13 protein-coding genes are annotated in these 14,126 nt (G+C 61.8%); 8 read left to right on the plus strand and 5 right to left on the minus strand.

Annotation, left to right across the window (positions count from 1 at the left end; translation table 11 throughout):
- Window positions 1-10 precede the first annotated feature (10 nt).
- Together JF539_RS24325 and JF539_RS24330 are read right to left on the minus strand one after the other, a co-directional pair.
- Window positions 11-1,126 carry a permease gene (locus tag JF539_RS24325; RefSeq protein WP_207143368.1) on the minus strand — a complete coding sequence of 372 codons (1,116 nt, stop codon included), beginning with the start codon at window positions 1,124-1,126 and terminating at the stop codon, window positions 11-13.
- Window positions 1,119-1,451, minus strand: a complete 333-nt coding sequence (locus JF539_RS24330; RefSeq protein ID WP_207143370.1) for an ArsR/SmtB family transcription factor — start codon at window positions 1,449-1,451, stop codon at window positions 1,119-1,121. Before JF539_RS24330 ends, JF539_RS24325 begins: the two co-directional genes overlap by 8 nt.
- Before the next feature lie 610 nt (window positions 1,452-2,061).
- Here JF539_RS24330 and JF539_RS24335 point away from each other — a divergent pair.
- On the plus strand, window positions 2,062-3,495 hold the full coding sequence (locus tag JF539_RS24335) for a glycosyl hydrolase 108 family protein (RefSeq protein WP_207143372.1): 1,434 nt from the start codon (window positions 2,062-2,064) through the stop codon (window positions 3,493-3,495).
- 396 nt (window positions 3,496-3,891) lie between these two features.
- A complete protein-coding gene (locus JF539_RS24340; protein ID WP_207143374.1) occupies window positions 3,892-4,542 on the plus strand; it encodes a hypothetical protein in 651 nt (216 codons plus the stop codon).
- 392 nt (window positions 4,543-4,934) lie between these two features.
- Here JF539_RS24340 and JF539_RS24345 read toward each other — a convergent pair whose 3' ends face one another.
- Entirely contained in the window at window positions 4,935-5,600 is a 666-nt protein-coding gene (locus JF539_RS24345; RefSeq protein ID WP_207143376.1) for a TetR/AcrR family transcriptional regulator, read from the minus strand.
- A gap of 176 nt (window positions 5,601-5,776) precedes the next feature.
- Here JF539_RS24345 and JF539_RS24350 point away from each other — a divergent pair, with 176 nt between their 5' ends.
- The 5 genes from JF539_RS24350 (at window position 5,777) to JF539_RS24370 (ending at window position 11,766) form a co-directional block, all read left to right on the plus strand.
- Window positions 5,777-6,661, plus strand: a complete 885-nt coding sequence (locus JF539_RS24350; protein ID WP_328809313.1) for a shikimate dehydrogenase — start codon at window positions 5,777-5,779, stop codon at window positions 6,659-6,661.
- Window positions 6,662-6,778: 117 nt separating this feature from the next.
- Window positions 6,779-7,786, plus strand: coding sequence for a DctP family TRAP transporter solute-binding subunit (locus JF539_RS24355; RefSeq protein ID WP_207143380.1), 1,008 nt, complete (start codon window positions 6,779-6,781; stop codon window positions 7,784-7,786).
- A 266-nt stretch (window positions 7,787-8,052) separates the two neighbouring features.
- Complete coding sequence (locus tag JF539_RS24360) at window positions 8,053-8,586, plus strand: TRAP transporter small permease (RefSeq protein ID WP_207143382.1); 534 nt, start codon at window positions 8,053-8,055, stop codon at window positions 8,584-8,586.
- Window positions 8,583-9,857 (plus strand): TRAP transporter large permease, encoded by a 1,275-nt coding sequence (locus JF539_RS24365; protein ID WP_207143384.1) that lies wholly within the window; start codon window positions 8,583-8,585, stop codon window positions 9,855-9,857. Before JF539_RS24360 ends, JF539_RS24365 begins: the two co-directional genes overlap by 4 nt.
- Before the next feature lie 16 nt (window positions 9,858-9,873).
- A complete protein-coding gene (locus tag JF539_RS24370; protein WP_207143385.1) occupies window positions 9,874-11,766 on the plus strand; it encodes a bifunctional sugar phosphate isomerase/epimerase/4-hydroxyphenylpyruvate dioxygenase family protein in 1,893 nt (630 codons plus the stop codon).
- Between the two features lie 162 nt (window positions 11,767-11,928).
- On the opposite strand, the gene JF539_RS24375 is transcribed toward JF539_RS24370, so the two are convergent.
- Window positions 11,929-12,510, minus strand: a complete 582-nt coding sequence (locus tag JF539_RS24375; RefSeq protein ID WP_207143387.1) for a TetR/AcrR family transcriptional regulator — start codon at window positions 12,508-12,510, stop codon at window positions 11,929-11,931.
- A gap of 85 nt (window positions 12,511-12,595) precedes the next feature.
- On the opposite strand from JF539_RS24375, the gene JF539_RS24380 reads away from it, so the two are divergent.
- Entirely contained in the window at window positions 12,596-13,387 is a 792-nt protein-coding gene (locus JF539_RS24380; protein ID WP_207143389.1) for a crotonase/enoyl-CoA hydratase family protein, read from the plus strand.
- A 5-nt stretch (window positions 13,388-13,392) separates the two neighbouring features.
- Here the strand turns inward: JF539_RS24380 and JF539_RS24385 are convergent, their stop codons facing one another.
- Complete coding sequence (locus tag JF539_RS24385; RefSeq protein WP_207143391.1) at window positions 13,393-14,097, minus strand: SDR family NAD(P)-dependent oxidoreductase; 705 nt, start codon at window positions 14,095-14,097, stop codon at window positions 13,393-13,395.
- Window positions 14,098-14,126: the final 29 nt, after the last annotated feature.

Here is a 14,126-nt window from a genome sequence, read left to right on the forward strand (position 1 = left end):
CGAGTGACCTTCAGACAAGAAGCTGGAAAATCAGGCCCGACAGGATCGCGCCCATCAGCCCCAGCCCGAGATAGGCGGCGAAGACCCGGGGCTTCACCAGCGACCAGACCGCCGCCATCGCCGGAATGGAACTGACCGCGCCGGCGATCATGAAGGCCATGGCCGCGCCGGACCCCATACCCTGCTCCATGAGACCGGCCAGCAGCGGCGGCGCCACGTAGCTGTTCAGATAGGCGGGCATGCCGACCAGCGCGGAAATCACGATGGAGCCGAGCCCGTTGCCGCCGACGACCCGCGCGATCAGATCGGCGGGCACATAGGTGACCAGCACCGCCTCCAGCACATAGGCCAACGCCAGCCACTTCACCAGGAAGAAGGCGTTGCCCTTGAGCTCGGAGACGAATTTGCCCGTACGCTCCTCGTCGCTCCAGAACCGCCAGACCGGACGCCCGGTCGCCGGAGAGGTGCCGCAGCCGCAGCCACCGATGGAAGACCGTGCCCGGACCGGATCGGCGAACACGCCGGTGCGCATCAGAAACGCCACCGCCGCGCCACCGAAAAGCCCAAGCGCGACCGCGAAGACCGCCTTGCCGATGGCGAAGGGCCAGCCGAGCGCGCCCGCGGTGATCAGGAGCGTCGGCGGATCGATCAACGGCGAGGACAGCCAGAAGGCCATGATCGCGGACAGCGGCGCGCCGACGGCGAGCAGCCCGGCGATGAAGGGAATGACCTCGCAGGAACAGAACGGCGCCAGCCCGCCGAACAGCGCCGCCAGCATGATCGCCTGGGTCTCCCGCCCCTCGAAGGCCTTGCCGACATAGGATTCCGCCCCTGACGCCTTCAGCCAGGCGATCAGGAAGACCGCGAACGCGATATAGGGCAGCGTCCCAAGGAAGGCCTTCACGGCGAAGGCGACGAAGTCGACGAATTCCGGCCGGTCCAGAACGAGCACCAGAAGCGGCACGCCGATCACGAGGGTCCAGGTCGAGAACAGGACCTTGCGTCCCGGATTGTTTTTCCAGGACCATTTGCTTTCCGGCACCGTGCAACAGGCCGTCTTCGGCGCGCAGCAACTGGAGCCGCCGGAGGTCTCGCTTTCAAGAGACGTGTTCACAACATCAGTCATCCGCCAGAACTCCCACGTTCGCCGGTATCCGGCACCCCACCTCATCCGCGCAGCATTCGCTCAGGATATAGCCGGCGAGCTTTTCCAGGTGGTCGTAGGCGGCCCGGCTGATCACCGAGCGGCCTTCCTTTTCCTGGAGCACCAGTCCGGCAGAGGCGAGAAACTTCAGGTGATGCGCCAGCGTCGACGCCGCCATCCCCGTCCGCGCCTGGATATCCCCCACTGTCAGCCCGGCCTGCCCGGCCCGGACCAGCGTCAACAACACCTGCAACCGCGCTTCCGACCCCAACGCCGCAAACCCCTGAGCCGCTTCCTCAAGCACCATGACCGCCTCACCTCGATATAACTATAATTCTAGTTATATGGTTGTTTTGGAGTGTGTCAAGGGGGCGGAAGGCAAGAGCAGGTCCCCTAGCAGGCTGTAAAAAGTCGTTTCTCCTCCGTTGTCACCGCGGGCAAGCGGAGCGCGACCCGGGACCCACTCATTTCCAGAGAGAGTTTTTAGCGGAAAGCTCGCGAAAACCAGCAGGTTTTGAAACGACCCGATCGGCGAGCAGGCCCCGGATCAAGTCCGGGGCGGCAAGGAGGAAGAGCGCAGCGCCTAAACAGAGTTGATGACAAATTGGGGCCTATTTCAACAGCCTGCTAGGGCACCGACCCGGACAGGTTATATATTTCCGCCTGCGAACTTTTGGTTGCTCTTACGGAAAGAGAAAACACAACAAGGCGCTTTCGTGGAGATTTCAAACGACTTATTCGACTCTGAGATATTATCTTCAGCAATCTAACAAATAAATCGAAAATAGAATTGATCGCCATCGAGTCCTATGTTTAATTATCTATCAGTTTTATCGCAGAATTAATCAATCTATATAGAAAAATTCTCATTTATCGCTACGTCGGGTTGCGGCCGGAAACGATTGGGGGGAGAAACGATGCCACGCTTTACCGAGATCATGGAAACTGTCTTCAAATGGGAAGGCGGCTACGCAGACCACCCCGAAGACAAGGGCGGCCCGACGAATTTCGGGATCACCCATAAGGTCCTTGCGAAATGGCGGGGCGTTGCGTCCGTGACCAAGCAGGAAGTCCGCGACCTGACAAAACCGGAAGCGGAGGAGATTTTCAAAGACCGCTATTTCGACGTCATCAAGGGCAGCCACCTTCCAAGGCCCATCGACCTGATCATGATGGACGGGGCGGTCAACCATGGACCGGGCACGATGGCCCGTTTTCTGGAGGACGCGGCCGGCTTGACCGGCAACGGCCGGCTCAGCGTCGCCGAGGCCAAGAAGGTCGCCGGGGCCTCGCGGGAGGAGCTTGTCCGTCTCGCGGTCGCGCTCGCCGAAGCGCGCAAGACACGCTATCTGGAACATCCGAAAGCGCAGTTTTTTCTCGCCGGCTGGCGCAATCGGCTGAACGATGTCATGGCGACCGCCATGGCCGACCTCCCGGGCAGCTGGTCCTTCGCCGGCGGATACGACGCGACCGGCACATCCGGCCTGACGGAGCCCAACCCGCAATCCAGCCTTGTCCCTTCGGCAATCGACGACGAAGACCTGCAAATCGCCCTGAGAATGTGGGGCTTTTACAAGGGTGAGATCAACGGATTGTTCGATCAGGCTACCAGCAAAGCCGTGAACGACGCCCTGGTTGTCAACGATGCGATCATCTCCGGAAACTGGCGCGCCTGGGATCTTGCCCAACGCAAGATCGCCATCGGCCAGTTGATCTGCCACGGCTCCGGGATCGACGTGGGCCGGATCGACGGCCTTTTCGGGCCGCGCACGGAAATCGCCTTCGACGCCTTCAATCGCCGGAAGGCCGGCCTGCCGGAAGAGGACAACTGGCGCGACACCCTAGCTTTGCCGGGACCCTTCAACCCGGCCGAACCGACCAAGACCACGTGGCCTCGGCAAAAGGATGTCCCGAGCTTTTTCGGCGCGGTCTGCAAGCCGCCCCTGAAACGCCTCCACCTTCCTTTCGAGATGAAGATCGCCTGGGATCTGAACGAGACAATCGACGGCTTCATGGTTCACGAAAAAGTCCACGACAGCGCGGCCCGGGTGTTCGACCGTGTCTTCAAGGAATATGGCGACGACGGTATCGAGGACCTAGGGATCAACCTGTTCGGCGGCTGTTACAATTGCCGGCTGATGAAGGGCGGCTCCAAGTACTCCATGCATTCCTGGGCGATCGCGATCGACTTCGACCCCGAGCGCAACCGGCTGAAGTGGAACCGCATGCACGCGCGCCTGGCAAAACCGGACGCCGTCAAATTCTGGGAGTTCTGGGAGGCCGAAGGCTGGCTAAGCCTCGGCCGGGCCCGGGACTTCGACTGGATGCATGTCCAGGCGGCCCGGCTTTAGGGGGAAAGGCGCGGATGTGCCCGATTGAGTGGGCCGTTGGAAAGGTCGTCGCGGAATATCAGGTGGTGCGCCAGCGTCGACGCCGCTATCCCTGTTCACGCCTGGATATCCCCTATCAGCGTCAGCCACACTCGTAACCGGGCTTCCGGCTCCGGCGCGACGAAACGCTGGACCGTTTCTTCGAGAACCGGGGAAGGCTGGAGAGAACGCTCGGTTTGTTAACGAGTTCCACGTTGTGGCGAACGACGAAAATGGGGCCGTGAATTGACTGGCGGGTTTCGCCTTGAAAGACATTGAAGTGGGCATTCTTTCAGAGCTACCCCATTTTAAGTTAAGGCCCTTTGCGGTCGTTCGTCTGACTCCATGTCGTTGCGGTGCAGCCAATCGAAGGAGCAATTGGGGCACACCCGCCAACCTCGCGATTGGAGTGATTTTTTAAACCAGTTTGGCAGCGCTGCTTGGTTTTCGGATCCTAATCGTGACATAGATGAATTTGGCTCGTTTCTCGTAGAAAAATTCGGTCTCGAATTCGTGGAATTGGATGGTGCAACATCGAAGATTGATTGCGATCTCGCCGGTGAAATCGCTGACGAAATTTACATCTCCCGGGACCGTGGCGCTACGTCAGGCCATGCCAAGCTTGCACTGAACGATGCCCAAATGGCGTTATTCGTAAATGCAGAGCGCATTGAACTTGGTGAGCGCGTAACCTCTGATCTTTATGGCTATAACACCTGGTGGATGACTGAGGAGGCGAAGGTAATCCATGCCCTTAATCGTCGAAACCTTCCTTCGGATATAGTGATTCATCCACAGTTCTTGATTAACCATCTTCTCTTGGATCAAGCACGACGAGGTAAAGGGGGACGGAAACCTTTGGGACTTACTCCTACGTTATTTGGACTCTGTATAACGGATAATGTTCCCCAGTCTGCAATGAAACAATTCCTAAATGCCGTGCGAGATATCGACGCTTCAGACGAGGCCGCGCAACGTGCGAGAATTCGAGCAGCAGCAAATCGCTTAAAAGCAGGTGGTGGACGTTAATTACAAAGAGTTGGGCGGTTGCCATTTACCGTGAAACCGTGTCCTGTCTGGAGCACCCTCCAACGCCACTGTACCTTCGGTTCTAACGGCCTCAACAGCCAGCTTTCCTCGCATTTTGCCGTCGATGCTAGTGAACTGAAGGGCAACTTCCCGCCTTATCAAGACTTTGCATCACGCACTGAAAAGGGCTGCTTGAGGGACTCAAAAACCTAGTCGCGAACGTCCGAAATGGGATCGCAAAGCAGTCGCTTGTGACCTTTCTGACAGCCGACACCTAAAATCTGACGTTGTTCGTTCAACGTGAGATGGTTCGCCCCAATAGCCCACCTAACTCCCAACGACAGGTTCAACCGCAGAAACTTCCCCGTAAGCCCACCAACCGCTTCCTCCCATCATACCGCCACGAACCTGAGCACCGCCTCCCGCACATCTCCACGCAGGGCGCCCTGCCCGTCCGCTGTCTGCAGCTCCGGGCCGAACAGCATGGAGAAGGTCATGGCGTTGGAGACGTTGAAGAAACTCATGGCGGAGATCAGCCAGTGGATCCTGAGGGGTTCTATGCCCATGCGGAAAACGCCGTCGGCGACGCCCCTGGAATAGAGCGTCTCGATCTTTGAGATCGCGGCCCGGTTCAGGCTCTTGATCTCGTCCGACTGTTCCAGGTAGCGGCCGTGGTGGATGTTCTCGATCATGACCAGGCGGATGAAGGCCGGGTTGTTGCGGTGGTGGTCGAAGGTGAATTCCACCAGCCGCTCCAGGGCATCCTTCGGCGGCAGATGGTCGAGCGCTAGCTCCTCCTCGCCCTGGCGCACCTTCCTGTAGGCCGCCTCAAGGGCCTTCAGATAGAGGCTCTCCTTGTCGCCGAAATAATAATAGATCATGCGCTTGGAGGTTTTCGTCTTGGCGGCGATCTCGTCCATGCGCGCGCCGGACAGCCCGTTGGTGGAGAATTCCTCCAGCGCGATGGCCAGGATATTGGCCCTGACCCCTTCCGGATCCTGCTTCCAGCCGGCGCGAGGGGATCCCTTGTCCGGCGCCTGTGTTCCACTCATCGACATGCCCTTTTCTAGCGCAAATGCAATGACGCCGCCAGCCATAATTAACCGTCTGGTACATTTCGCTTGACAGAATTAACCGTTTAGTACAATTTGACCTCCACCGGGCCGCAGAGCCTGGAGGAATGCCCAAATCAAGGGCCGGTTCGACTACCAAAAGGTCTCTGGGAGGAGCCTGCGTGACCGTTCGCAACGACATATTGCTGGCCGGGCTGATCGGCCGGGGCATCGCCCGCTCCAGAACGCCCGAAATGCATATGGCCGAGGCCTTTGCGCAAGGACTGCGCGGGGTCTACCGCATCGTTGACGTGGACACCCTCCCTGAAGAAGACCAGAACCTGAAAGCTATTGTGCACGCGGCCGAGACGACCGGTTTCAACGGTCTCAACGTCACCTACCCGTTCAAGATGGAGGTGATTCCGCTGCTCGACGAGCTGTCGCCCAACGCGGCCGCCGTCGGCTCGGTGAACACCATCGTGTTTCGGGACGGCAGGCGCATCGGCCATAACACCGACCTCTGGGGCTTCGCAGAAAGTTTCCGCCGGAACATGGACGGCGCGGCCCTGGACAAGGTGCTTCTGATCGGCGCGGGGGGCGCCGGTGTCGCGGTCGCTCACGCGCTCGCGGATTGCGGGGTCGCGCATCTGACGATCTTCGATCTGGATGCCGCCCGGGCGGACCAGCTCGCCCGTCAGGTCCGGGACAACAGACCCGGCCTGACGGTCGGCACCACCGCCGCACTCGATGAAACGGTTACCCAGGGCCTCACCGGGATCGTCAATGCAAGCCCCGTCGGCATGGCGAAGACCCCCGGCTCGCCCTTCCCATTGGGCCTACTGCGCCCCGGGATCTGGGTTGCCGACATTGTCTATTTCCCGCTGGAGACGGAACTTCTGGCGGGCGCGAGAAAGCTTGGATGCCGCGTTTTGCCCGGTTCGGGCATGGCGGTCTTCCAGGCCGTTCGGGCTTTCGAGCTCTTCACCGGTCGGCCCGCCGACCCGCTTCGCATGAAGGCGGCGTTCGACGCCTTCGACCAGACCCCGCGGGAAACCGCGGATGCCTAGATCGGCCGGCTTCCACCCGTTTCAACCGGAAGCCCGAACCCGATCGATTTGAAAGTGAGGAAGCCTGGCCCGGTCTCTTGAAGACCGTCAGGTTTCAAACGCAATCGGGAGGACAGTATGCGTTTCAATTTCTCTACCCTGGCAGCCACTGCCATCGTGACTCTGGGGCTCGCCGCCACGGCGCAAGCCCAGACCATCCGCGTCGCTCACGTCGACCCGGACGAGTGGACAGGCTCCAAGAAAGGCGCCGCCGCCCATATTTTCAAGAACATCGTCGAGGGCGAAACCGGTCTGACGGTCGAGCTGTTCCCGGCGGGCGCGCTCGGCAACGAGGACGAACTGGTCGGCCAGGCGCAGGACGGCGTCACCCAGGTGGTGCTGGTCTCCGGCGCCATGTCCAAGGTCTGCCCGGCGGCTTCCGTTCTGGACATTCCCTACACCTTCTCCTCCGCCACCGTCGCCTGGGACGTGCTTGACGGTGAGTTCGGCGATGCGCTCGCCGAGCACTGCCTCGCCCAGACCGGCCTGCGCACGCTCGCCTACGGCGAAACCGGCTTTCGCAACTTCACCAACGGCACCCGCGAAATCCGCAAGCCGGAGGACATGGAAGGCCTCAAGTTCCGCGTTCAGCCGATCCCGCTCTATGTGGAAATGGTCAAGGGCCTGGGCGGCGAACCGACCCCGATCGCCTGGACCGAACTGCCGAACGCACTGACCACCGGCGTGGTCGACGGCCAGGAAAACCCGGTCGGCGTGATTTACAACAATGGCCTGCACAAGCTGCAGAAATACATGACCCTCGACGGCCACGTCTATGCCGCCGATTTCATCCTGGTCTCCGACGAGTTCTACCAGTCGCTCTCCCCGGCCGAGCAGGCCGTGGTCGCCCGTGCCGCGCGGATCGCCGGCAACATGGGTCGGTCCATCCAGCAGTGGAGCACGGCGGAAGGCGTCAACAAGGTGCAGGAGGAAGGCATGCAGGTGTATTCTCCGACAGCCGACGAAATCGCGGCCTTCGCTGAAAAGGCCCAGCCGGCTGTCGTCGAATACCTGCGCGGCGAACTCGGCGAGGACGGGGTCTGGATCGACCGCCTCCAGGAAGCCGTCGCCAACGCGAGCCAGTAACCGAAACGGTCCCGGGCGCTCCGGCGCCCGGCCCCCACGTGAACAAAAACCGACAGCTCTCCATCGTCATCCCGGCCAAGCGCAGCGCGAGCCGGGACCGGAGAGCCCCAAAACGATGGCGCGGTGTTACGATCGCCTGAGCGGACGCATTCGGCTTCCCGCCCCCGGACCTTCGCTTTTACTCCGTCCGGGGTGACGCCATATCGACTATGACCAAGCTGACTTCCGGTCATTCAAACGCCCGGAAGTCAACCAGGACCAGAAACATGAAATCGGTCAATGAATTCGCCCGGCGCTTCTTCGCCTTCGGCGCCGGTCTTTCGATGGCGCTCGTCTTCGCCATCATCTTCGTGAATTCCCTGCGCCGTTATACCGTCGGCCAGTCCGTCGCCTGGGGGGAGGAACTCCCCATCTACCTGACGATCTACGGTGTCATGTTCGGCATGGCATTCGCCTACATGCAGGACAGGCACATCCGTTTCACGGTCGTCACCGATTTTCTCAGCCCGATGGTCCAGAAAAAGCTCTTCGCCGCCGTCGATCTCGTCAGCACCGCCTCGGGTATCGCCCTCGCCTTTTCCGGATATGCCTTCGCGACCCGGCGCGGCCATATCGATGCCTCAGGCCTGAAGTCCGCCGGCCGCTGGCTGGTGGAAACCACAGGCATCGAAGGCCTCGTCTGGATCTCCAGAATCGGCACCTGGCAATTCGCCATCGCCGTCGGCGGCGCCCTGCTGGCCGTCGCCGCGACCCTGAAGTTCATCGAGAGGATGTCGTCCTCAAAGGCGGTGGGCGCATGATTTACGCAGTCCTTCTCATCGGCCTCGTCACCGGCGTCCCGATCGCCATCGCGATCATCGCGGCCCTGCTCGTCTTCATGGGACTGGGCGAAGCGCCCTATACCCTGCGCATCGTCGCCACCGAGATGTTCAAGGGCATGAACTCCTTTCCGCTGCTGGCCATTCCGCTCTTCGTGCTGGCCGGCGAGGTCATGAACGAAAGCGGCATCACCGGCCGCATCATCGCCTTTGCCAATGTGATCGTCGGCCGCCTGCGCGCCGGGCTTGCGCTGGTCAACATCTGGGCGTCAGTGATCTTCGCCGGGCTCTCCGGCTCCGCCGTCGCCGACACCTCCGCCATCGGCCGGGTGTTCATTCCCGAGATGGAAAAACACGGCTACACGCGCTCCTTCGCGGCAGCGCTGACGGCGGCCTCCTCGGTCATCGGCCCGATCATTCCGCCCTCCATTCCGGTGATCATCTATGCGCTGATCGTCTCCGGCGTCTCTGTTCCCGCGCTCTTCCTGGCCGGCATCGTCCCGGGCCTGCTGCTGGCGGTGTTCCTCTCCGTCTATGTGATGCTGACCGTCAAGGTCGACCACGGCGACCAGACCGGCGACCTGACGCCGGAACCGGCCAGCAAGGCGCTGCTCGGCGGCATCCTGCCGCTGATGATGCCCGTTTTCGTCGTCGGCTCCATTCTGCTCGGCGTCGTCACCCCGACGGAAGCCGCCAGCTTCGCGGTCGCCTACGCTCTGTTTCTCGGTGTCTTCGTCTACCGCAACATCACGCTTTCGAAACTGCCGAAGCTCTTCGCCGAGGCCATGCGCGACAGCTCGGTCATCCTGATCATCATCGCGGCGGTGTCTGCGGCCAACTGGCTTTTGACCTATAACCGCGTTCCCAACATGCTAACCGACTGGGTCCTGATCAATGTCGACAGCAAGACCGCCTTCCTGATCGCCACCATCCTGCTGTTCCTGTTTGTCGGCCTCTTCCTGGAAGGCATCGCCGCCATGCTGGTGCTGGTGCCGATCATGCATCCGATCGCCGTCAGCCTCGGCGTCGATCCGGTGCATTTCGGCATTCTGGTGATCTTCAACCTGATGATCGGCCTGATCACGCCGCCGCTCGGGCTCTGTCTGTTCGTCGCGGAGGGGATCGCGCGGGTCGGCATGGCCCGGCTCACCTGGGCCATCCTGCCCTTCTTCGCGGTCGAGGTGCTGGTCCTGCTGATCCTCACCTTCGTGCCGGAAACCGTGACCTGGCTGCCGCGGGCCCTGGGCTACTAGAAGGAAACCGAACGAGATGAAAACCGCCATCGCCACCGTTTCCATCGCCGGGGATCTTGCCGAAAAACTCTCGGCTATCGCGGAGGCCGGGTTCGATGGGGTCGAGATCTTCGAGAACGACTTCCTGGCCTTCGACCGCAGTCCGAAGGAAGTCGGACAGATGGTGCGCGACCACGGTCTGGAAATTTCCCTGTTCCAGCCGTTCCGGGATTTCGAGGGCATGCCGGAGCCCCAGCGCACACGCACCTTCGCCCGCGCGGACCGCAAGTTTGACCTGATGCGGGAGATGGGCGCCGATCTGGTGCTGATCTGCTCCAACGTCTCGCCGATCGCGCTCGGCGGCATCGACCGGGCGGCGGAGGACCTGCACGAACTCGGCGAGATGGCGAAGGACCGCGGTATCCGGATCGGCTACGAGGCGCTCGCCTGGGGCCGCTTCATCAGCGACCACCGCGACGCCTGGGAAATCGTCCGCCGCGCGGACCACGCCAACGTCGGCCTGATCCTGGACACTTTCCATACGCTGTCGCGCAAGATCGAGCCGGACACGATCCGCGCCATTCCCGGCGACAAGATCTTCTTCGTCCAGCTTGCGGATGCACCCAATTTCGACATGGACCTCCTCTACTGGAGCCGCCATTTCCGCAACATGCCCGGCGAAGGCGATCTTGATGTCACCGGCTTCATGCGCGCCATTGCCGCCACCGGCTATGACGGTGTGCTGTCGCTGGAAATCTTCAACGACCAGTTCCGGGGCGGATCGCCCAAATCCATCGCCGTGGATGGTTACCGCTCCCTGCTCTACCTCATGGACCAGGTCCGGCGCGTGGAACCGGATATAAAGATCCCGGTCCCGGAGATGCCCGAGCGGGTCGCCGTGGAAGGCATCGAGTTCGTCGAATTCGCCGCGGACCGGAAAGAGGCCGGCGAGCTTTCCGCCATGCTGACCGCGCTCGGGTTTCAAAAGGCCGGGCAACATGTCTCCAAGGCGGTCGAACTCTGGCGTCAGGGTGACATCAACATCGTCATCAACACCGACCCGAAGGGCTTCGCCCATTCCTCCTATCTCGCCCACGGCACCAATGTCTGCGACATCGGCCTGAAGGTCGCCGACGCCGGGGCGACCGTCCGGCGGGCGGAGTCTCTTGGCGCGAAGATCTTCGAACAGCCGGTCGGCCCGGGCGAACTCAGGATTCCGGCCATCCGCGCGCTGGGCGGCAGCGTGCTCCACTTCATCGACAGCGGCAGCGAGCTTTCCAGGGTCTGGGACATCGAGTTCAAGCCGGCCGGGGGCGAAGCGGCAACCACAGCCGCCGGCCTGACCCGGATCGACCATATCGCCGAGACCATGAACTACGACGAGATGCTGACCTGGCTCTTGTTCTACCGCTCCATCTTCGACACCGACAAGACGGCGATGGTCGACGTGATCGACCCTGCCGGCCTTGTGCGCAGCCAGGTGATCGAGAACGCCGACGGCAGCCTGCGGATCACCCTGAACGGCGCGGAAAACCGCAAGACGTTGGCCGGTCATTTCATTTCCGAAGGCTTCGGCTCGGGCGTGCAGCATCTGGCTTTCGCCACGGACGACATTTTCAGAACCGTTGAGGCGCTGAAGGCAAACGGCTTCACCCCGCTTGTCATTTCCCCGAATTACTATGACGACCTCGACGCCCGCTTCGGGCTGGAGGAGGAATTCCTCAACGCCCTGAAATCCTCCGGCATCCTCTACGACCGCGATGACCAGGGCGAATATTTCCAGCTCTACAGCCCGACCTACGGCGAAGGCTTCTTCTTCGAAATCGTCGAACGCCGGGGTGGCTACAAGGGCTACGGCGCCGCCAATGCGCAATTCCGCATCGCCGCCCAGAAACGCCACTTCCGCGCCAAGGGCGTGCCCGCACGGTAGCTTTGGCGACAGTGAACTCTGGACGCCAGCCTTCCCGACGCGTTCTCAGGATGAGGATGGTGGAGAACCCCGCAGGCTCATCCCGGCTCCAATTTGTCCTCCCGGTCTGACGCGACAGCGTCAAGGCCGGGAGAACAAGAGGGAGGCTGTCAGGAACTCCCCTCACCCTTCCCTCAGTCTCCCCGCCACCAGCGCCTTGGCTGCTTCTCCCGCCGCTTCGGCATAGGCCGCGTCCCGGTGCACCAGGAGGGTTGAGAAGACCCCGTCAAGCAGCAACACCATGTGGCGCGCCAGATCCTGCGGCCTGTCCAGCCCCGCCGCCTCGAATTCCGTCGCCATCCAGGCCTCGAACTTCTTCTTGTGGACCCTGCCGACCTTCATGGCAGGGTGGCCAGGCATGTTGGCGAGCTCGGCGGCTGTGCGCAGGAAACCGCAGCCCTTCCATTTCGGGTGGCGTGCGGCTTTGGCGATGTTCTGGAAAATCGCCGCGACCTTGTCCGGCAACTCTCCCGCTGCCGCCTCTAACCATTTCTGGAACTGGGCGAGGTTGGGCTGGTCGCGGGAGACCAGATAAGCCTCGATCAGATCGTCCTTGCTCTTGAAATGGTAATAGACGGTCTTCTTGGTGATGCCCGCCTTCTCGGCGATGGCGTCCAGGCTGACCGCCCGGATTCCCTCCGCGTAAAACAGCTTGTTCGCTGCGGTCAGGATACGCTCTCTTGCGCTTCGCACGGTTCTCGTCATTCGCAAAGTATACTCACCAGTGAATATACTTCAATGGACCCTCCACCTACCCTGTCACCGTCGAAACCAAGAACGGGAGACAGACATGACCGACACAGTGCTTCTGGAGCGCCACGGCTCCATTGCCCTTTTGACGCTCAACCGGCCGGAAAGGCTCAACGCACTCAATTACGCGACCAACGACCTGCTGATGACGCATCTCGATGACCTTGAACGCGATGACGGTGTCCGTGCACTGATCGTCACCGGAGCCGGCCCGCGCGCCTTTTCCGCCGGCGGTGACATCCATGAATTTTCCCGAAGCATCGCTGACGGTGTGGACATTGCCGTGCGCGACTTCTGCCGCCGCGGCCAGGCCATGACCGCCCGGCTCGAGAGCTACCCCAAGCCAATCGTCGCCGCGGTCAACGGGCTGGCCTATGGTGGCGGCTGCGAGATTACCGAGGCGGTTCATCTGGCGGTTGCCGCCGATACGGCGCTTTTCGCCAAACCGGAAATCAATATCGGCATTCCACCAACCTTCGGCGGCACCCAGCGTCTGCCCCGGCTTGCCGGGCGCAAGCGCGCCCTCGAGCTGCTTCTGACCGGCGATCCCTTCACAGCCCAGCGCGCGTTCGAACTGGGCCTGATCAACAAGGTGGTGGCACAGGACAAGGTTCTGGACTCCGCCTTCGAGCTCGCCGAACGCATCCTGCGCCATTCCCCGCTCGCCGCCGCCCGCATCCTCACAGCCGTCACGCGCGGCCTGAACACAAGCATTGCCGAGGGCCTTCAGATCGAGCAGGAGCAATTCGCCCGCATGGCTGCGACGGCGGACGTCCACGAAGGTCTGAACGCCTGGATCGACCGGCGCATGCCGGACTACGGCAATCGATAGAGCGCCTAAAACCGCTCTACATGCGGCCGCAGCTCGATCTCGCTGGTCCAGACGCTCCGGTGCTGGCGGGAGAGCTCCAGATAGGTGCGGGCGATCTCGTCCGGATGGAGCGTCTTTTCCGGATCGTCGAAGGGCGCGCCCCGCTCCGGGCGGTAGATGGCGCCGTCGATGACGAAATGCACCACGTGAATGCTCTTTGGATGGAGCTCGCGCGCCAGCGACTGGCAGAGGCCCCGCAGGGCAAACTTGCCCATGGCGAAGGGCGCCGATTGCGGAAAGCCCTTGATCCCGGCGGAAGCCCCGGTGAACAGCAAGGTGCCCGCTTCCTTGGGCACCATGCGCCTGGCCGCCTCATGCGCGACGAGGAAGGCACCCCAGGCGGTCACGTCCAGCGCGGCCCGAACCTGATCCGGATCGAGCTCCGCGATCGGTCCCCGTGTCCGGCCGCTGGCGTTGTAGATCACGATCTCCGGCGTGGCCTTGCCCTGGTCGAGCGTTTCGAACAACGCGCTGACACTGTCCTTGTCCGCCGCGTCACACCGATATGCACGCGCGCCGGTCTGGCGGCAAAGCTCGGACAGTTTGTCCGGGTGCCGCGCGGCCAGCGAAACCGCGTGGCCCGCCTCAGAGAAAACCCGCGCAAGCGAGGCGCTCAGACCCGGACCGGCACCGACAATCAAGACATTCCCCGACGCAACATTTTCTGACATGAGGCAACTCCCGAAAACCCGTTCCGCCG

Source organism: Roseibium aggregatum (assembly GCF_017309185.1).
GTDB lineage: Bacteria > Pseudomonadota > Alphaproteobacteria > Rhizobiales > Stappiaceae > Roseibium > Roseibium aggregatum_B.